General features: G+C 68.3%; 15 protein-coding genes. 10 read left to right on the plus strand and 5 right to left on the minus strand.

From position 1 onward, the window contains the following. Position 1: 1 nt before the first annotated feature. On the minus strand, positions 2-1,315 hold the full coding sequence (locus tag AZL_RS07045) for a pentapeptide repeat-containing protein (protein WP_012973948.1): 1,314 nt from the start codon (positions 1,313-1,315) through the stop codon (positions 2-4). Between the two features lie 179 nt (positions 1,316-1,494). On the opposite strand from AZL_RS07045, the gene phoU reads away from it, so the two are divergent. Further along, positions 1,495-2,229, plus strand: a complete 735-nt coding sequence (gene phoU, locus AZL_RS07050; RefSeq protein WP_012973949.1) for a phosphate signaling complex protein PhoU — start codon at positions 1,495-1,497, stop codon at positions 2,227-2,229. A gap of 263 nt (positions 2,230-2,492) precedes the next feature. After that, complete coding sequence (locus AZL_RS07055; protein ID WP_012973950.1) at positions 2,493-4,727, plus strand: anthranilate synthase; 2,235 nt, start codon at positions 2,493-2,495, stop codon at positions 4,725-4,727. A gap of 53 nt (positions 4,728-4,780) precedes the next feature. Here the strand turns inward: AZL_RS07055 and AZL_RS07060 are convergent, their stop codons facing one another. Beyond that, positions 4,781-5,029 carry a DUF2312 domain-containing protein gene (locus AZL_RS07060; protein ID WP_012973951.1) on the minus strand — a complete coding sequence of 83 codons (249 nt, stop codon included), beginning with the start codon at positions 5,027-5,029 and terminating at the stop codon, positions 4,781-4,783. Between the two features lie 383 nt (positions 5,030-5,412). Here AZL_RS07060 and AZL_RS07065 point away from each other — a divergent pair, with 383 nt between their 5' ends. From AZL_RS07065 to AZL_RS07095, 8 genes are all read left to right on the plus strand, one after another. Continuing rightward, complete coding sequence (locus AZL_RS07065; protein ID WP_012973952.1) at positions 5,413-6,561, plus strand: Re/Si-specific NAD(P)(+) transhydrogenase subunit alpha; 1,149 nt, start codon at positions 5,413-5,415, stop codon at positions 6,559-6,561. 26 nt (positions 6,562-6,587) lie between these two features. Then, entirely contained in the window at positions 6,588-7,007 is a 420-nt protein-coding gene (locus AZL_RS07070; RefSeq protein ID WP_012973953.1) for an NAD(P) transhydrogenase subunit alpha, read from the plus strand. A 4-nt stretch (positions 7,008-7,011) separates the two neighbouring features. Next, entirely contained in the window at positions 7,012-8,406 is a 1,395-nt protein-coding gene (locus AZL_RS07075) for an NAD(P)(+) transhydrogenase (Re/Si-specific) subunit beta (protein ID WP_012973954.1), read from the plus strand. 124 nt (positions 8,407-8,530) lie between these two features. Then, complete coding sequence (locus tag AZL_RS07080) at positions 8,531-8,818, plus strand: DUF1330 domain-containing protein (RefSeq protein WP_012973955.1); 288 nt, start codon at positions 8,531-8,533, stop codon at positions 8,816-8,818. A 167-nt stretch (positions 8,819-8,985) separates the two neighbouring features. Next, complete coding sequence (locus tag AZL_RS37390) at positions 8,986-9,114, plus strand: hypothetical protein (protein WP_256373231.1); 129 nt, start codon at positions 8,986-8,988, stop codon at positions 9,112-9,114. Between the two features lie 158 nt (positions 9,115-9,272). Further along, positions 9,273-10,313 (plus strand): ABC transporter substrate-binding protein, encoded by a 1,041-nt coding sequence (locus AZL_RS07085; protein WP_042442727.1) that lies wholly within the window; start codon positions 9,273-9,275, stop codon positions 10,311-10,313. A 31-nt stretch (positions 10,314-10,344) separates the two neighbouring features. After that, the gene (locus AZL_RS07090; RefSeq protein ID WP_012973957.1) at positions 10,345-11,097 is read left to right on the plus strand and encodes an ABC transporter permease; all 753 of its coding nucleotides are present in this window, start codon (positions 10,345-10,347) and stop codon (positions 11,095-11,097) included. Then, on the plus strand, positions 11,085-11,852 hold the full coding sequence (locus AZL_RS07095; RefSeq protein ID WP_012973958.1) for an ABC transporter ATP-binding protein: 768 nt from the start codon (positions 11,085-11,087) through the stop codon (positions 11,850-11,852). The genes AZL_RS07090 and AZL_RS07095 overlap by 13 nt, the downstream gene beginning before the upstream one ends. Before the next feature lie 11 nt (positions 11,853-11,863). On the opposite strand, the gene AZL_RS07100 is transcribed toward AZL_RS07095, so the two are convergent. The 3 genes from AZL_RS07100 to AZL_RS07110 all read right to left on the minus strand — a co-directional run bounded on the left by AZL_RS07100 (position 11,864) and on the right by AZL_RS07110 (position 18,340). After that, positions 11,864-13,078 (minus strand): threonine ammonia-lyase, encoded by a 1,215-nt coding sequence (locus AZL_RS07100; RefSeq protein WP_012973959.1) that lies wholly within the window; start codon positions 13,076-13,078, stop codon positions 11,864-11,866. Continuing rightward, positions 13,075-15,789, minus strand: coding sequence for a penicillin acylase family protein (locus tag AZL_RS07105; protein WP_052293640.1), 2,715 nt, complete (start codon positions 15,787-15,789; stop codon positions 13,075-13,077). The genes AZL_RS07100 and AZL_RS07105 overlap by 4 nt, the downstream gene beginning before the upstream one ends. Positions 15,790-15,967: 178 nt before the next feature. Next, a complete protein-coding gene (locus AZL_RS07110) occupies positions 15,968-18,340 on the minus strand; it encodes a hybrid sensor histidine kinase/response regulator (protein ID WP_012973961.1) in 2,373 nt (790 codons plus the stop codon). Positions 18,341-18,399: the final 59 nt, after the last annotated feature.

Below are 18,399 nucleotides of genomic sequence, written 5' to 3' on the forward strand. Positions count from 1 at the left end.
ATCAGTCATCCGGATCAGGCGGCGGGGGAAGGCTGGCGCCGGTCAGGTTGGCGTCGGTGAATTTCGCGTCGCGGATGTTGGCGTCGCTCAGGATCGCACCGGTCAGGTTGGCGTTGCTGAAGTCGCAGCCGGACAGGTTGGCGCCGCGCAGGTTGGTGCGGACGCAGGAGCTGCCGGTGAGCCGGGCGCCGGTCAGGTTGGCCGCCCACAGCCGTCCGGTCGGCTGGCCGTCCGGCCCCTTTATGTCGACCCAGCCGACTCCGGCCCCATCCAGCCGCACCCCGTCCATGTTGGCGCCGCGCAGATTGGCGCCGTCCAGGATCGCGGCGGTGAAATCGGCTCCGACCAGAACCGCTTCGGAGATGTCGCACATGATCAGCAGCGCCTCGCGCATCTTGGCGCCGCTGAGATTGGCCCGCTTCAGGTTGGCGCCGGACAGGTTCACGCCCGACAGGTCGATGTGGGTGAGATCGGCGCCGGTCAGATCGGCGCGCGCGCCCATCGTGCCGTTGGTGTTGATCCAGGTGTAATGGCTGTGCAGGGCCTGCTGGATCTGGACGGAGAAATTGTCGGCCGACCGCGCCAGGTTGGCGCCGGTGGTGTCGGCCCCGGCCAGATCGGCCCCTTCCAGCTTCGCTCCCTGAAGGTCGGCGTTGCGCAGGTTCGCCCCGGCCAGCATCGCGCCGGTCAGGTTGGCGTCGCGCAGCACCGCCCCTTGCAGGTTCACGCCGGACAGGTTGCTGCCGCGCAGGTCGGCGCGGGCGAGGTTGCAGCTCTTCATGCTGGCGCGCATCAAGGTGGCGCCGGTCAGCAGCGCGCCCTCGCAATCGGCGCCGTTCATCGACACATCGGTCAGGTCGGCGCCCGACAGGTTGGCGTTGTTCAGCGAGGCATCGTCGAAATCGGTGCCCGACAGGTCGGAGCGGACGAAATCCAACCCCTTGCCGCCCTTGCCGCCGACCGGTCCGCCATACAGCAGGGCGCCGCCGCGCAGGTCGGCCTCCTTCAGGATGGCGCGTTTCATCTTGGCGCCGCGCATGTGGGCGCCGCGCAGGTCGGCGCGATACAGGTTGCAGCCGGACAGATCCGCCTTGGTCAGATGGGCGGCGAACAGGTCGGCGGTGCTGAGATTGGCGTTGGACAGGTCGCAATGGGACAGGTTGGCGCCCGACAGCTTGCCTTGCGCCAGATTGACGCCGGACAGGTTCGAGCCTTCCATGTTCGCCATGGTCAGGTTGGCGCGCGAGCCGCCCGACTTGTTCTTCAGCCAGCGCTCATGCTTTTCCAGCACGGCAACCAACTCGTGCGGTGTCATCGATCCTGTCCGGTCTGTGCGGTTGCGTGGTCCATCGATAGACCAGTGTCATGAAATAATCTATGCCAAAGGTTAAGACCGCATTCAGTATCGAAGGCGGCTTGGCAGGTGCGGCGCAAAGCCCTATCTGGGATAACGACCGGCGCCGCATCGCCTGTCACAACAAGGAGTTGGGGATCATGTCTGGTGCACATACGATTGCGGCTTTCGACACCGAACTGGCCGCCCTGCGCACCGCGATCGACCGGATGGGCGAGCTGGTCGAACGGCAGGTCGGGCTGGCGCTCGACTCGCTGGCAGGTCCCGACGCCGACATCGCGGGCGACGTACTGAAGGGCGACGCCGAGATCGACCGGCTGGAGATGGAGGTGGAGGCGATGACCATCCGCCTGCTGGCCTTGCGCCAGCCGATGGCGAAGGACCTGCGCGAAATCGTCGCCGCCCTGAAGATCGCCTCCAACCTGGAACGGATGGGTGATTTCGCCGGGTCGGTCGCCAAGCGGGCGGTCACGCTGGCCACCCTGCCGGTGGCGCCGCCGGCCGCCTCCCTGGTCCGTCTGGGCCGGATGGTGCAGGCGATGATCGGCGACATGCGCCGCGCCTACACCGGTCAGGACGCTGACCTTGCCACCGCCGTCCGTGATCGTGACGGGGAGGTCGACGCCGCCTATACCGCGCTGTTCCGTGAGTTCCTGACCTACATGATGGAGTCGCCGGCGCAGATCACCGGCTGCACCCATCTGCTGTTCGCCGCCAAGTCGGTCGAGCGCATCGGCGACCACGCCACCAACGTGGCGGAGAACATCAGCTTCCTGGTCAAGGGCCGCCTGCCGTCCGACGAGCGCCACAAGGAGGACCTCAGCAGCTACGCCGTCGCCCCCTCTCTGGACGGAGCTTCACAGGAAGGCGCTTGACAGCCGGCCTGCCTCTGTGTTGCGGTTGCATCCATGAACATCTCCTTGCTCCTCCTGTCGCGGCATTGGTGGTGGCCCGTCTCCAACGGGCCGGCCCGGCGACGCGCGTGAGCGTGGATTGAGAAGACAAGGGCCGCCCGGTGCATCCGGAGCGGCCCTTTTTCCTGACCCGACCAGCGGGTCGTCCAGCGGAAGAACGGACAGGCAGGCGGAAGCACCGGGTGGCGTCACAGACAAGACGCCTGAACCGGAGCACCGCCGCCATGATCCCCTCCCATCTGTTCCTTGCCGATCCCGCCTTCCTCGATCCGCTGATCGCCATGACCGGCGGTGGGCTGGCTGTGCGCCGCACCGCCGAGCCGGTGGTCCCGGCCGAGTCGGTCGAGGCGCTGGTCACCGCCCTGGACGAGCGGCGCGGCCTGCTGCTGTCCGGCGGGGTCGAGGCGCCCGGCCGTTATCGCCGTCAGGCGCTGGGCTTCGTCGATCCGCCGCTGTCGGTCACCGCCCGCGGCCGCGGCGTGCGCATCGATGCGCTGAACCCGCGCGGCCGGCTCCTGCTGCCCGCGGTCGCCGCGGCGCTGGACGGGCATGAGGCGCTTGTCGGGTTGGAGGTCGCCGCCGGTCGCGTCACCGCCCTGGCGCGCCTCCCCGCCGGCCCCTTCGCCGAGGAGGAGCGCAGCCGCCAGCCTTCGGTCTTCAGCGTGTTGCGGGCGCTGATGGCGCTGTTCGCCTGCCCGGACGACCCGTTCCTCGGCCTTTATGGCGCCTTCGGCTATGATCTCGCCTTCCAGTTCGAGCCGATCCGCCGTCGGCTGGACCGTCCGGACGACCAGCGTGATCTGGTGCTGTATCTGCCCGACCGGCTTCTGGCGGTCGACCATGCCGCCGGTGTGGCGCGCCGCTTCGCCTATGAGTTCGTGGTGGATGGCGTTTCGACCGCGACCGTCTCCGGCGGCGGGCGGAGCCATCCCTACCGGCCCGATACCAACGCGGCGGCCGGGTGCGATCATGCCCCCGGCGAGTATCAGCGGGTGGTGCGGGCGGCGAAGGAGGCGTTCGACCGGGGCGACCTGTTCGAGGTGGTGCCCGGCCAGACCTTCGCCGAACCGTGCGCCGACAGCCCCGCCACCGTCTTCCGCCGCCTGCGTCTCGCCAACCCGGCGCCCTACGAGGCGCTGATCAACCTGGGCGACGGCGAGTTCCTGGTCGCCGCCAGTCCGGAGATGTATGTGCGCGTCGGCGGGCGGCGGGTGGAGACCTGTCCGATCTCCGGCACCGTCGCACGCGGGGCCGATGCGCTGGCCGACGCCTCGCGGATCCTGACCCTGCTGACCTCGGCCAAGGATGCGGCGGAGCTGACCATGTGCACCGACGTCGACCGCAACGACAAGGCGCGGGTGTGCGAGCCCGGTTCCGTCCGCGTCATCGGCCGGCGGATGATCGAGCTGTATTCCCGCCTGATCCACACCGTCGACCATGTGGAGGGGCGGCTGCGCGACGGATTCGACGCGCTGGACGCCTTCCTGACCCACAGCTGGGCGGTGACGGTGACCGGCGCGCCGAAGCGCTGGGCCATGCAGTTTCTCGAGGACAGCGAACGCTCGCCGCGCCGCTGGTATGGCGGGGCCTTCGGCCGCATCGGCTTCGACGGCGGGATGGACACCGGGCTGACGCTGCGCACCATCCGCATGAAGGACGGCGTCGCCTTCGTTCGCGCCGGCGCCACCCTGCTGTCAGACAGCGATCCGGATGCCGAGGACGCCGAATGCCGGCTGAAGGCGTCCGCTTTCCTCGACGCGGTGCGTGGCAGGGCCGGGGGGCCGCACCTCGCCATCGTCCCCGCCGCCATCCGGCGGAGCGGGGAGGGGCGGCGGGTGCTGCTGGTCGACCATGACGACAGCTTCGTCCACACGCTGGCCGATTATTTCCGCCAGACCGGCGCCAGTGTGACGACCTTACGCCACAGCCTGGCGCGCGAAGCCCTGCGCAGCGATCCGCCCGATCTGCTGGTGCTGTCGCCGGGACCGGGGAGACCGGCCGATTTCGACGTCGGCGGCAGCGTCCAGGCGGCGATGGATCTGGGTGTGCCGGTGTTCGGCGTCTGTCTGGGGTTGCAGGGCATGGCCGAGCATTTCGGTGCGGAGCTGGAGCGATTGCCGCAGCCGGTGCATGGCAAGGCGTCGGCCCTGCGGCACCAGAGCAGCGGATTGTTCGACGGGGTGCCGCAAGGGATGCGGGCCGGCCGCTATCATTCGCTGGTGGCGCGGCGCGACAGCCTGCCGCCGGAACTGCGGGTCACGGCGGAGACCGAGGAGGGGACGGTGATGGCGATCGAACACCGGACCCTTCCGCTGGCGGCGGTGCAGTTCCATCCCGAATCGATCCTGACGCTGGAGGGCGGTGCGCAGGGTGGTCACGGGCTGGCGCTGATCGCCAATGTCATGGAGAGGCTGGCCGGGCGGGCGGGGGCTGCGCCGGAACGCGAAGCGGCGGCCTGAGGGGCCGCCGCTTCGCAAGTCCGATGCTATGGGGAGTGGTGGGGGAAACCCCGTCACTCCACCATGCCCAGCGCTTCCTTGTAGAGTTCCAGGATGGCTTCCTGTTCCTGGCGGTCGGCCTTGTCCATCTTCCGCAGGCGGATGATCTGCCGGATGATCTTGGTATCGAAACCGGTGCCCTTCGCCTCGGCGTAGACCTCCTTGATGTCTTCCTGCAGACCGCGCTTCTCCTCTTCGAGACGCTCGATGCGCTCGACAAAGGACTTCAGGCGATCCGCCGCGATGCCGCCGACGTCGGACATGGCAAAACCTCAAACGATGGGGGTGTTCGGGAACGGGGCGGGACAATATCGGCGGGCGGCGGGAATGGCAAGCCGACGATGCGACGCGGGAATGCACGGCAGAGATCCGGCTGCGTCAACGCGTCGCGGCATCCGTTTGTCCAAGCGGGACCATCGCGGGATTTGAACGGCTTGTGGCCGATTTGTCTTTTTTCATGAAACAATCATACGATGGACCAACCTGGCCATTCCCTTTGTTGCGGTGCACCCTGTAGGCTGGTATTACCATCGATGGGTTCGGCTTCACAAAGTCACATAGATCCGGCATGTATGCGCGTCGTCTGTGCCGATAACCCATGGGGGATGCCGGGATCGGCGAATTTGAGGCAGGGGAGTTTTACATAATGAAAGTCGCCATTCCAAAGGAGCGACGTGCGGGCGAGCTTCGCGTGGCCGCCTCACCGGAAACGGTGAAGAAACTGAAGGGTTTGGGACTGGACGTGGTTGTGGAGAGCGGGGCCGGTCTCGGCTCCAGCCTTCCCGACGCGGCCTATGAGGCGGCGGGGGCCGTCATCGCCGCCGACGCCGCGGCGGCACTCGCCGATGCCGACATCGTGCTGAAGGTGCAGCGGCCATTGATCGCCGCGGAAGGTGGCGTGGACGAGCTGGCGCTGATCCGCAAGGGTGCCTTGCTGTTCGCCATCCTCAACCCTTACAACAGCCGCGACCATGTGAAGGCCTACGCCGATGCCGGCGTGAACGCCTTCGCCATGGAGTTCATGCCGCGCATCACCCGCGCCCAGGTCATGGACGTGCTGTCCTCCCAGGCCAACCTCGCAGGCTACAAGGCCGTCGTCGATGCGGCCGGCGAGTATGGCCGCGCCTTCCCGATGATGATGACCGCCGCCGGCACCGTGCCGCCGGCGAGGGCCTTCATCATGGGCGTCGGCGTCGCCGGTCTCCAGGCGATCGCCACCGCCAAGCGCCTCGGCGCCATCGTCTCGGCCACCGACGTGCGCCCGGCGGTGAAGGAGCAGGTGCAGTCGCTGGGCGGCAGCTTCGTCGCCGTCGAGAATGACGAGTTCAAGCAGGCGGAAACCGCCGGCGGCTACGCCAAGGAGATGTCCGACGACTACAAGCGCCAGCAGGCGGCGCTGGTGGCCGAGCACATCAAGAAGCAGGACATCGTCGTCACCACGGCGCTGATCCCCGGCCGCAAGGCGCCGATCCTGGTGACGGCGGAGCATGTGGCGTCGATGAAGCCGGGCTCGGTCATCGTCGATCTGGCGGTGGAGCAGGGCGGCAACGTCGAGGGCGCCAAGCTGGACGAGGTGGTGACCACGGCCAACGGCGTGAAGATCGTCGGCCATGCCAACTACGCCAGCCGCATCGCCGAGAGCGCCTCGCTCTTGTACGCCAAGAACCTGCTGGCGCTGCTGACGTCGCTGCACGGGAAAGAGACCGGTGTCGCCGTCAATTGGGACGACGAGATCGTCAAGGCCATCGCGCTGACCCGCGACGGCGCCGTCGTCCATCCCGCCTTCACCGGCTGACCGGGCGCCCGAGGAGACTTATCGCAATGGATCAGACCCAACTGTCCGCCCGTATCGCCGAGCTGAAGGCGAATCTCGTGGCGCTCGGCCAGCAGGCCGACCAGCTTGCCGCCCAGGTCGCCCATGCGGCGCAGCCCGCGGCCGAAGCCGCCGGCGGCCATGGCAGCTTCTTCGTCACCGGCCTGACGGTGCTCGTGCTCGCCTGCTTCGTGGGCTATTACGTCGTCTGGCGCGTGACCCCGGCCCTGCATTCGCCGCTGATGGCCGTCACCAACGCGGTGTCGTCGGTGATCATCGTCGGCGCCCTGGTCGCCGCCGGCCCGGCCGGGTTCGGCTTCTCCAAGCTCCTGGGCTTCCTCGCCGTCATCCTGGCCTCCGTCAACATCTTCGGCGGCTTCCTGGTGACCCAGCGCATGCTCTCCATGTTCAAGAAGAAGGGCAAGTAAGACCATGGAAACCGTGTCGGCCCTTCTCTATCTCGTCGCCTCCGTCTGCTTCATCATGGCGCTGCGCGGGCTGTCCAGCCCGGAGACCTCGCGCCAGGGCAACATCTACGGCATGGTCGGCATGACCATCGCCATCCTGACCACGCTGGCCTCTCCCATCGTCCAGTCCTATTGGATGATCGTGCTCGGCATCGCCATCGGCGGCGCCATCGGCTATGTCGTCGCCAAGAAGATCGAGATGACGGCGCTGCCCCAGCTGGTCGCCGCCTTCCACTCGCTGGTCGGTCTGGCCGCCGTCTTCGTGGCGCTCGCCGCCTTCTACTCGCCGGAGGCCTACGGCATCGGCCTGCCCGGCGCCATCGCCAAGGGCTCGCTGGTCGAGATGGCGCTGGGCACGGCGGTCGGCGCCATCACCTTCACCGGCTCCATCGTCGCCTTCGCCAAGCTCCAGGGCCTGGTCACCGGCAAGCCGCTGGTCTTCCCGATGCAGCATCCGCTCAACGCGGCGCTCGGCGTGCTGACCATCCTCCTGATCATCTGGCTGGTGCAGTCCAACTCGACCGCCGCCATGTGGCTGATCGTCCTGGTGGCGCTGGCGCTCGGCTTCCTGCTGATCCTGCCGATCGGCGGCGCCGACATGCCGGTCGTCATCTCGATGCTGAACAGCTATTCGGGCTGGGCGGCCTGCGGCATCGGCTTCACGTTGCAGAATAATCTGCTGATCATCACCGGCGCGCTGGTCGGGTCCTCGGGTGCGATCCTGTCCTACATCATGTGCAAGGGCATGAACCGCTCGATCTTCAACGTCATCCTCGGCGGCTTCGGTGGCGAGGCCGCCGCCGCCGGCGGTCCGGCCAAGGGGCCGCAGGGCTCGGTCAAGGCCGGCTCGGCCGAGGATGCCGCCTACATCATGAAGAACGCCCAGTCGGTGATCATCGTCCCCGGTTACGGCATGGCGGTGGCCCAGGCCCAGCACGCCCTGCGCGAGATGGCCGATGTGCTCAAGCATGAGGGTGTGGACGTGAAATACGCCATCCATCCGGTGGCGGGCCGCATGCCCGGTCACATGAACGTGCTGCTGGCCGAAGCCAACGTGCCTTACGACGAGGTGTTCGAACTGGAGGACATCAACCGCGACTTCGGCACGGCGGATGTGGCCTTCGTCATCGGCGCCAACGACGTGACCAACCCGGCGGCCAAGACCGATCCGGCCAGCCCGATCTATGGCATGCCGATCCTCGACGTGGAGAAGGCCAAGACGGTGTTCTTCATCAAGCGCGGCATGGCCGCCGGCTATGCCGGCGTCGAGAACGAGCTGTTCTTCCGTCCCAACACCATGATGCTGTTCGGCGACGCCAAGAAGGTCACCGAAGAGGTCGTCAAGGCGATGGAAGCGTAACGCAAAGCCATCTCTGGCTTTCCATCTGCGGTTTTCCATCTGTGGTTGACCGGATCGGGCGCGGGGGCCAAGCTCCCCGCGCTCGTTTCTTTTGGGCCGGACCGACGAGAGAGGATGCGCAAGCATGGCCGCCTACATCATCGCCGACGTGCGGGTGACCGACCCGGTCGCCTATGAGGTCTACAAGTCGCTGACCCCCGATGCTGTCGCCAGCAATGGCGGACGCTTTCTCAGCCGGGGTGGCGAGACGGCGGCGCTGGAGGGCGACTGGCAGCCCAACCGCATCGTCATCCTCGAATTCCCGGACATGGCCACCGCCAAGGCCTTCTACGACAGCCCTCAGTATCGCAAGGCGCGCGAGGCCCGGCGCGATGCGGCCGATTTCAAGATGATCGTGGTCGAGGGGCTGTAACGGTGCACTGGCGTTCGGCCCGGTCATCGATCACGGGCGCTGTTACCAACCGTTACACAGCGGCGTCCGCGGGACACACAGGCGCAACACGGGGCCGTTACCTCTGATCGTCACCGAGAGGGGCGGCTTCATCCCGCTCCTTACCGCCAAAAGACGGAAGACCGGCCATGAATGACGACGATCTCTCCGATCCGTTCGATTCGCAGCTTGCGTTGTGGACTCGCATCGCGGTGGCGATCCTGATGGTGGGCGTTTCGCTGTGCGGCGTTTCGCTCTACCTGCTTGCGGAGGTCTGAGGATGCACCGGCGGCCGCCGTTTTCCGCGACCCCAGCCATTAATAACTATATTATATTGTTAAATATTGAAATCACTTTCCCTGTTATGTGAAAATCTCTCTTCTCCATTCGCGCAACCGTGCTAAATAGCGTCGGAACCCCAGTCGAGGATGATCCGATGCTCCGCCTGACCCGTCGCTCCACCCTTGCCGCCCTGGTCGCCCTTGTGTCGGCCGCCGCTTCGACGATGACCGTCATGCCCGGCGCCGCGCAGGCCGCCGATCCGGTGAAGCTGGAGATCGGTTACATTCCGATCCTGGCGGCGTCGCCGCTGTTCATCATCGACGGGCAGGGCTGGGCCAAGGACGCCGGCATCACGCTGAAGCTGACCCGCTTCGAGTCCGGCCCGCACGCCATCCAGGCGATGGCCGCCGGCCAGATCGACCTGCTCTATGCCGGCGTCGCTCCGGTTCTGGTCGCCCGCACCAAGGGCGTCGACATCTCGGTCATCGCCAATTCGGCGGTCGAGGAGATGGTGGTGGCGGCGCGTGGTCCCTTCGCCAAGGCGGTGGGCACCACCCCGACCGCGGAGTCCTTCAGGAAATTCGCCGCCGATACCGGCCGCAAGGCCAAGATCGGCACCCAGCCGCCGGGCTCCGTCCCCGACACGGTGCTGAAGCACTGGCTGTTCAAGGTGGTGAAGGTCGATCCCGCCGACGTCGAGCTGGTGCCGATGGGGATCGAGAAGACGCAGCAGGCCCTGCTGGCCGGCGCGCTCGACGCCGCCACCATCCGCGAGCCGACGGTGACCGTCACCCAGCAGATGGACCCGAACGTCGCCCTGCTCGCCACCGGCGCCCAGATGTTCCCCGACCAGCCCGGCACCGTCGTCGCCGCCCGCGCCGAGGTGCTGAAGAAGAATCCCGAGGCCATCAAGGCGCTGGTCAAGGCCCATATCCGCGCGGTCGAGCTGATCGCCCAGGATCCGGCCGGCTCGGCCAAGATCGTGAACAATTATCTGGGAAAGGGCCTGATGGAGCCGGCGACCCTGGAGGCCGCCTTCAAGGGGCCGGGGTCGAAGTTCGTCGCCGATCCGCACAAGGTCGTCCCGGCGGTCGAGCGGATGATGGCCTACACCAAGGAGATCGGCTCGGCCAGCGAGACCGTTCCGGTGGCCGAGGCCTTCGATTTCAGCTTCTACGACGCCGCCGCCAAGTGACGCGGCCGGGCCCGGGGACATCGACAAGCCGATGAAGACCACTCACAAGATCGCCCTGTCGGCGCTGGGCGTCGTCGTCTTCCTGCTGGCGTGGGAGGCGGTGGCGCGCAGCGGCGTGGTGCCGGCCCGGCTGCTGCCGTCGCCGAGCGCCGTGCCCGCCGCCTTCTTTACCGAGTTCAACAGCGGCACCTGGCAAGCCATGGTGCTGGCCAGCCTGTCGCATTACCTGGTCGGGCTGTCGCTCGGCACCTTCCTCGGCGTGTCCTTCGGCACGGCGGCGGCGCTGTGGATCAAATGGGACGCCTTCCAGGCCTGGGTCGTGCGCATGCTGCGCCCGATCCCGGCCATCGCCTGGATCCCCTTCGCCATCATCTGGTTCGGCGTCAGCGAGGGGGCCGCGTCCTTCCTGATCGCGCTGACGGTGTTCTGGATCAACTATTACGCCAGCTACGCCGCCGTGCGCGGCGTCGACAAGGACCTGATCGAGCTGGGTTACGCCTTCGGCCAGGGTGGGCTGGTCCCGCGCCTGTTCAAGATCATCCTGCCGGGCGCCCTGCCGGGCATCCTGTCGGGCCTGCGCGCCGGGCTGGGACAGGGCTGGATGACGGTGGTCGCCGCCGAGCTGTTCGGCATCTCCGGCCTCGGCATGCGGATGATGGAGGCGTCCGGCCTGCTGGCGACGCACATCGTCGTGCTCTACATGGTCACCATCGCGCTGCTCTATGGCGTGTCGGATTTCCTGTTCATGCAAGTCCAGTCGCGGGTGCTGTCATGGCAGCGGTGAGCCTCTCCCAAACGTCGAACGGCTCGGTCATCGATCTGGAGGGCGTGTCGATCGGCTATGGCAGCGAGGCGCCGCCGGTCCTGGTCGACGTCACCCTGTCGATCGAGCGCGGCAGCTTCGTCGCCATCGTCGGCCCGTCCGGCGTCGGCAAGTCGACTTTGCTGCGCGTCGTCGCCGGCCTGCACGATGCCCGCAGCGGCGGCGTCACCATCCATCAGGACCAGCGCCCCGGCCATCGCCCGGTCGGGCTGGTGTTCCAGGATTCCCGCCTGCTGCCCTGGCGCCGGGTGATCCGCAACGTCGAGTTCGGGCTGGAGGGACTGCCGGTCGGCCGCGACGAGCGCCGCCGCCGGGCGGAGGCGGCGCTGAAGCTGGTCCGGCTCGACGGCTATGCCCGCCGCTGGCCCTATGAGCTGTCGGGGGGCCAGCGCCAGCGCATCGGCATCGCCCGCGCCATGGCGGTGGACCCGGACATCCTGCTGATGGACGAGCCCTTCGGCGCGCTCGACGCCATCACCCGCCACAATTTGCAGGACGAGCTTCGCCGCATCCACCAGGAGACCGGCAAGACCGTGCTGTTCGTCACCCATGACCTGGAGGAGGCGGTGCATCTGGCCGACCGCATCATCGTGCTGGGCGGCAGCCCGGCCCGCGTGGTGCGCGACGTGCCCAACAGCGCCGGCCGGGACGGGGCGGTGTTCCGCGATCAGGTGGAGCAGCTGCGGCTGGAGATCGCCGACAATTACAGCATCTGAGAGGTGGGGGTTTACCCCACCTCCACCATCAGGCTGGTCGGATAGCCGGCGTCCTTCATCCGGGCGATCAGCGTTTCGACATGGGTCTGGTTGCGGGTTTCGAGAACCACGTCGACCTCCGCCATCTTCACCGGCACATTGTGGAACAGGCGCTGGTGGTGGACCTCGACGATGTTGGCGCCGGCCTCGCCCAGCAGGCGGGTGACGCGGGCCAAGGCGCCGGGGGCATCGGTGATGCCGATGCGAAGGCGGACGATCCGCCCCTCATGGACCAGACCGCGCATCAGCACCTGGGCCATGATGCGGGAATCGATGTTTCCGCCCGACAGCAGGATGCCGACCTTGCGGCCGCGATAACGCTCCGGATCCTCCAGCACGGCGGCGAGCGAAGCGGCCCCGGCCCCCTCGGCCACCTGCTTCTGCACGGTGGCGAGGCGGTAGATCGCCTCCTCCAGCCGGGCCTCCCCCACCTCGACGACATCGTCGACAAGGTCGCGGATGATCGGCAGGGTCAGGGCGCCGGGCGCCTTCACCGCGATGCCTTCCGCCACCGTCGCGCCGCCGCAGGTGATCGGCCGCCCGGCCAGCGCCTGACGCACCGCCGGATAGAGGCTGCACTGTACCCCGATGATCTCCAGCTCCGGCCGCAGCACCTTGGCCGCCGTCGCCATGCCGGCGATCAGCCCGCCGCCGCCGATGGGAATCACCAGAAGGTCGAGATCGGGCACATCCTCCAGCAGCTCCAGCGCCGCGGTGCCCTGGCCGGCGGCGACCAGCGGGTCGTCATAGGGATGGACGAAGGTCAGCCCGTCGCGCGCCGCCAGATCATGGGCGAAGGCGGCGGCCTCGCTCAGCGTCTCGCCATGCAGTTCGACGGTGGCGCCGAGATTTTCCGTCCGCTCCACCTTGGTGAAGGGCGTGAAGGCCGGCATGACGATGGTCGAGCGGATGCCGAGCCGGGTGGCATGGCAGGCCACCGCCTGGGCGTGGTTTCCCGCCGACATGGCGATGACGCCGGCGCGCCGCTCCGCCTCGCCCAGCGACAGCAGCTTGTTCAGCGCGCCGCGCTCCTTGAAGGAACTGGTGGCGTGCAAATTCTCCAGCTTCACATGCAGCCGGCATCCCGCCATGTCCCCAAGGCGGGGCGCCGGAACCGTGGGCGTTCGGGGCAGATGCCCCGCGATGCGCGCCGCCGCGGCGCGCACGTCCTCCAGAGTTATGGTCATTTGGTATTCGTCCCGGTGTCGCGTGGTGTGAGTGTCAGCACCTCCGCCCCTGCCGAGACCAACCTGCCACGGTCACCGGCCAGACGCAACGAACCGCCGTCTCGCCACATCTCCACCAGATCGCCCCAATGGCGGGACCAGATGTTGCCGGACTGGCCGGTGGCGATGACGAAGCGGGAATTGTCCAGGTCGGCCAGATCATAGACGGCGCGGAATCCGGCGCCCTGGACATGGCGGAACGGGTTCTCCGGGTCGCGCAGCGTGGTCGATCCGCGGTTGACGGTGAAGAAGTCGCCGTCCGTTTCGACCGACAGGTCGGCCCTGCCGCCGATCAGCGGCAGGCGGCTCAACATTCGATGGACCAGCGCGACCTTGTGGTCGTCGCCCCAACGCCAGCTCTTCGGGTTGGAGCCGTGGCGCTCCGCCAGCATCTTGACCGCCGTTTCCAGCGATCGCCCGACCATGTCGGCGCAGCTTTCCTTCTGCGGCGTGGTGATGTCGTCGCACCAGTCCGGCCGCTCGTTCAGGACATGGCGCAGGGCGTCCGGCCGCAGCTCCCAATAGGAGGCGAAGTCGGGACCCAGCTCGTCGGCGAAAACGGCGCGCACCAGCTCGCGCAGCCACATGTCGAAGATCAGCGGTTCCGGCCGGTTGCGGTCCATCCGGCCGTCCCAGCCGCGCAGCAGCGCCGCCGCATCGCTGGCGAGGCCGGGCGGCGTCGGGTATTTCAGCAATTCCGGCAGGAAGTCGCGGGCGGGCAGGGAGACGATGTCCATCTGCTGGCGCGCGACATCCTCGACCGAATGGCGCCCGGTTCCCAGCATCTCGACGATGCGCTTGGCGCGGGACGGATCCGGCCATTCGGTGGCGAGGCGATAGGGATAGTCGCGCCCGACCACCGCGTTGTTGGCGTTGACGAACTGCCCGGACGGCGGGTTCACCGCCTGCGGCAGGGCGTAATAGGGCAGGAATCCGGTCCAGTCATACTCGCCGGTCCATCCCGGCGCCGGCACGCGCCCGTCCCCCTTGCGGCGGATCGGCACCCGGCCGGCACTGATGAAGCCGATCTCTCCCGTCCCGTCGGCATAGACGATGTTCTGCTGCGGGGCGACATGCAGGCGCAGCGCGTCGCGCACCTCCTCCGCCGAGCCGGCATGGTTCAGGCGATAGAGCGCCTCGGCGCTGGTGTCGTCATCCGACAGGCCGGGGAAGGAGAGCGCCAGCACCGGCGCGGCGGCGTTCCCATTGGTGTTACCGGCGGCGTTTCCGGCGGCCGGCGCGGCGTCGAGGTCGGAGATGACCGGGCCGTGCCGGGTGCCGCGCACCGTCAGCGTCTGCGAGGGCTCCCCGGCGACGGCGATGGTCTCGGCACGGGTCTCGAAGGGCTTGCTGCCGTCGGGGGTCTGGTAGCGGGTCGGGTCCCGCGGATCCGGCTTTTCGACGAACAGATCCTGGGTGTCGCTGTGGGTGGTGGTGAAGCCCCAGGCGACCTTGCCATTGTGCCCGAGGATGGTCAGCGGCACGCCCGGCACGGTGGCGCCGGTGACGGTGAAGCCGGGCGTCACGATGCGGGCGAGATACCAGAGGATCGGCGCCTCCAGCCCCAGATGCGGGTCGTTGGCGAGGATCGGCTTGCCGGTGGTGGTGCGTCCACCCGACAGGACCCATTCGTTGGACGCGGTGTCGAAGCCCATCTGCGGCAGGGCCGCCAGGGTACGGCGCACCGTATCCCGCAGATCCATGCTGCGCAGGTCGCTCGACAGCGTCGCCGGGGAGCCGGGGACGTCGGGCGGGAACAGGTCGTCGACCTGTTGCGGCGACAGCCGCTCCAGCAGGCGGGAGCGGAACAGTTCGTCACGGTAGTTGGCGGACAGTTGCAGCGCCATCAGCTTGGCCCAGACCAGGCTGTCGGCGATGGTCCAGGGTTCCGGCGTGTGGCGCAGCAGCTGGAATTCGATCGGCAACGCCTCCGAACGCGTGGCGAGATAGGCGTTGACGCCCTCGGCATAGGCGTCGAAGGCGGCGCGGGCCTCCGGCGACAGGGTGGCGGCCATCGCCTCGGCCGCGCGTCGGATGCCCAGCGTGCGCATCAGCCGGTCGGTGCGCAGGGCGAAGTCGCCGTATTTGGTGCCGATCAGCTCGGCCAGCCGGCCGGCGCCGGCCCGGCGCATCGTCTCCATCTGCCACAGCCGGTCCTGGGCATGGGCGTAGCCCAGCGCGCGATAGGCGTCGCGTTCGGTCGCGGCGAAGATGTGGACCACGCCCTGCTTGTCGCGGATGACCTCCGCCGGGGCGCCGCCGCCCGGAATGGCGATGCTGCCGCTGGTCTGCGGCTGCTGCGCCCGCATCCACAGATAGGCGCCGAACAGCGCCACCGGGGGAAGCAGCACCAGCGCGCCGGCGGCGGCCGCGACCTTGCCCCAGCGCCCGCGCGGCGGACGGAGGCGCGGCAAACGGAAACCTGGACTCCGGAGCAGTCCCTGCGGCGGGGACGCATGGGGCGGAACCTGCGGGGGCGGGTAGGGATGGGGCTGCTGGGGCTGCTGCTGCGGATAGGCGGCTCCCGGATAAGCCGCGCCCGGATGGCCCGGATAGGGCGGGGCGGCGGATGGGGGAGCGGGGGGCAGCGGGCGGGACAGCGCACGCGCCAGGGCGGCGCGGAGATGGAAGGCGCAGGTCTCGCCGGCGCGGATCAGGGAACGGCGCAACATCACGATCCGTGGACAGAAAGGGGGGCGGCGACGGGCGGGGGCCGCCGGGGGCTCGTTCGGGTGGCGGATGCTAGTCTTCCAGCCGCCGGCCCGTCCAGGGGCGCGTCGGGGGAGACGGACGCTTTTTCATGCCCCCGCCAAAGGCCGGAGCGGAGGAAATCCGCCTTTTCCCGTCCCGCTATGCCGCCGTGTTCAGAATCTCGCGCAGCATCGGGGCGGAAACCGGCTTGTGGACCAGGCGGTGGCCGCTGCGCTGCACCTCGGCGATGCGGGCGGGGTCGGTGTCGCCGGTCAGCACCACGGCCGGGACGCGCACGCCACAGACGCCGTAGATGTCGCGGATCGCCTCCACCCCCGTCCGGCCTTCGCGCAGGCGATAATCGGCGACGATCATCGCCGGCTGGCGGCCGAGATTCAGCAAGGAGGCGATCGCCTCGTCGGCCGATACCGCGGCGACCACCTCGTATCCCCATTCCTCCAGCATCGCCCGCATGCTGAGCAGGATGATGGTGTCGTCGTCGACGACCACGATCAGCCCCTTGGTGTCCGGCAGCTCGGCCGGGCAGCGCGCCGGCTTCGGGACCGGGCGCGGCACCGCCACCGGCAGGTCGAGGAAGAAGCCGCTGCCCCGGCCGGGGGTCGAGCGCACGGTCACCCCATGCTCCAGCAGGCGGGCCAGCCGCCGGACGATGGCGAGGCCGAGGCCGAGGCCCTTGCGCCGGTCGCGTTCCGGATTGGCGAGCTGGGTGAACTCCAGGAAGATGTCCTGCGTCTTGTCGGCGGGAATGCCGATGCCCTGGTCCAGCACGGCCAGCCGCAGCCCGTCCGCCCGATGCAGGCAGCCGACCAGGATATCGCCGCGCTCGGTGTAGCGGATGGCGTTCTCGATCAGGTTGCGCAGGATGCGCTCCAGCAGGGCGGGATCGCTGCGGGTCCAGGCGGAGGTCGCGACATGGCGCAGCGCCAGACCCGATTCGGCCGCCCGGTTGCGGTATTCCTCCGCCAGCCGGTCGAGCAGGGGGCCGAGCGCGAAGTCGGTGACGCTGGGTTTCACCACGCCGGCATCCAGCCGCGAGACGTCCAGCAGGCTGTCCAGCATCACCCGCAGGCCGTTCAGCGAGTCGGTCATGCTGGCCAGCAGCGGGGCGGTCGGATGGTTCTCCAGCTTGTCGGATAAGGCGTGGGCGAAGAAGAACAGCGATTGCAGCGGCTGGCGCAGGTCGTGGCTGGCGGCGGCGAGAAATTTGGTTTTGGCCCGATCGGCGCGCAGGGCGTCGTCGCGGGCCTGCAAGGCTTCGATCCGCGCCGCCTCCGCCTCGTCGCGGGCGCGCAGGATCGCTTCCTCCGCCGCCTTGCGGGCGGTGATGTCGCGCATGATGCCGGTATACATGCGCCGCTTGCCGACATGCCATTCGCCGACCGACAGGTCGAGCGGGAAGGTGGAGCCGTCCTTGCGCAGCCCCTCCACCTCACGGCCGATCCCGACGATCCGCCGCTCCCCCGTCCGGTGGTAGCGGTCGAGATAGCCGTCATGGGCGCCGCGGTAAGGCTCCGGCATCAGCATGCTGACATTGCGTCCGATCACCTCGTCCGCCCGGTAGCCGAAGGTCTTCTCCGCGGCATGGTTGAAGGATTCGACGATCCCATGGTCGTTGATCAGGACGATGGGATCGACCGCCGTGTCGACGATGGCGCGATAGCGCGCCTCCTGCTCCGCCGATTGTTCGGCCTGCTGCCGACGGTCGAGCAGCGACGACAGCATCGCCAGCGACAGCAGAAGCAGCGCCCCCGCCCCCGTCATGATCGCCAGCAGGGAGGAGGACAGGGCGATGCCGTGGCTGGAACCGGAGGCCGGCATGACCCGATCGGCGTTGGCGCCATCGAAGGTCAGCGCGCCCAACTGCGTCACCGGCTCCATCCCGGCCGCGGCCATGCCGGTGTAATGCATGGTCACCACGCCCAGCCCGAGCAGCACGGCGCCGGCGGCGCGCTGCAACGGCCGCCGGGTCCGGAAGGCCAGCCACAAGGCCACGACCGAGGCGATGATGGCGATGGCGACCGATGCGGCGACCAGGCCGATGTCATAGGACAGTTCCATGTCCATGCGCATGCCCGCCATTCCCACATAATGCATGCTAACGATGCCGAGCCCGGTCAGGGTTCCCGCGATGGTCAATGTGAAGCGGCGTGGCCGGTTACGGGCCACCGCGAACAGCCCGGCGCCGGAAACGGCGACGGCCAGAAGGAAGGACAGGGCGGTCAGGCCGGCATCGTATCCGATGGGCATGTCGCTGCGATAGGCCAGCATTCCAATGAAATGCATCGACCATATTCCGGCCCCCAGGGCAAGAGCCGCGCTGGCCAGCCGCTTGTTGTCGCTCCGGTCTCCGTTTCGGCGGTCAGCGCTCCGGCCGCTGGCGGGCCGGCCGGATCCGAAGGCCATGCCGCCGCCGCCACGGGCGTGATGGGCGAGATCCAGCGCCACGTAACCGCCGAACACGGCGACGACATAGGATAGCGCGACAAGAAGGGGGTCGTAATGGCCAGGCACGGTGGGTTTTGCTGTTGTGTGGGAACGCTTGTGAAGGAGCGGAGGCGGTCGGCGTATGT

It is taken from the genome of Azospirillum sp. B510, assembly GCF_000010725.1.
Lineage (GTDB): Bacteria > Pseudomonadota > Alphaproteobacteria > Azospirillales > Azospirillaceae > Azospirillum > Azospirillum lipoferum_B.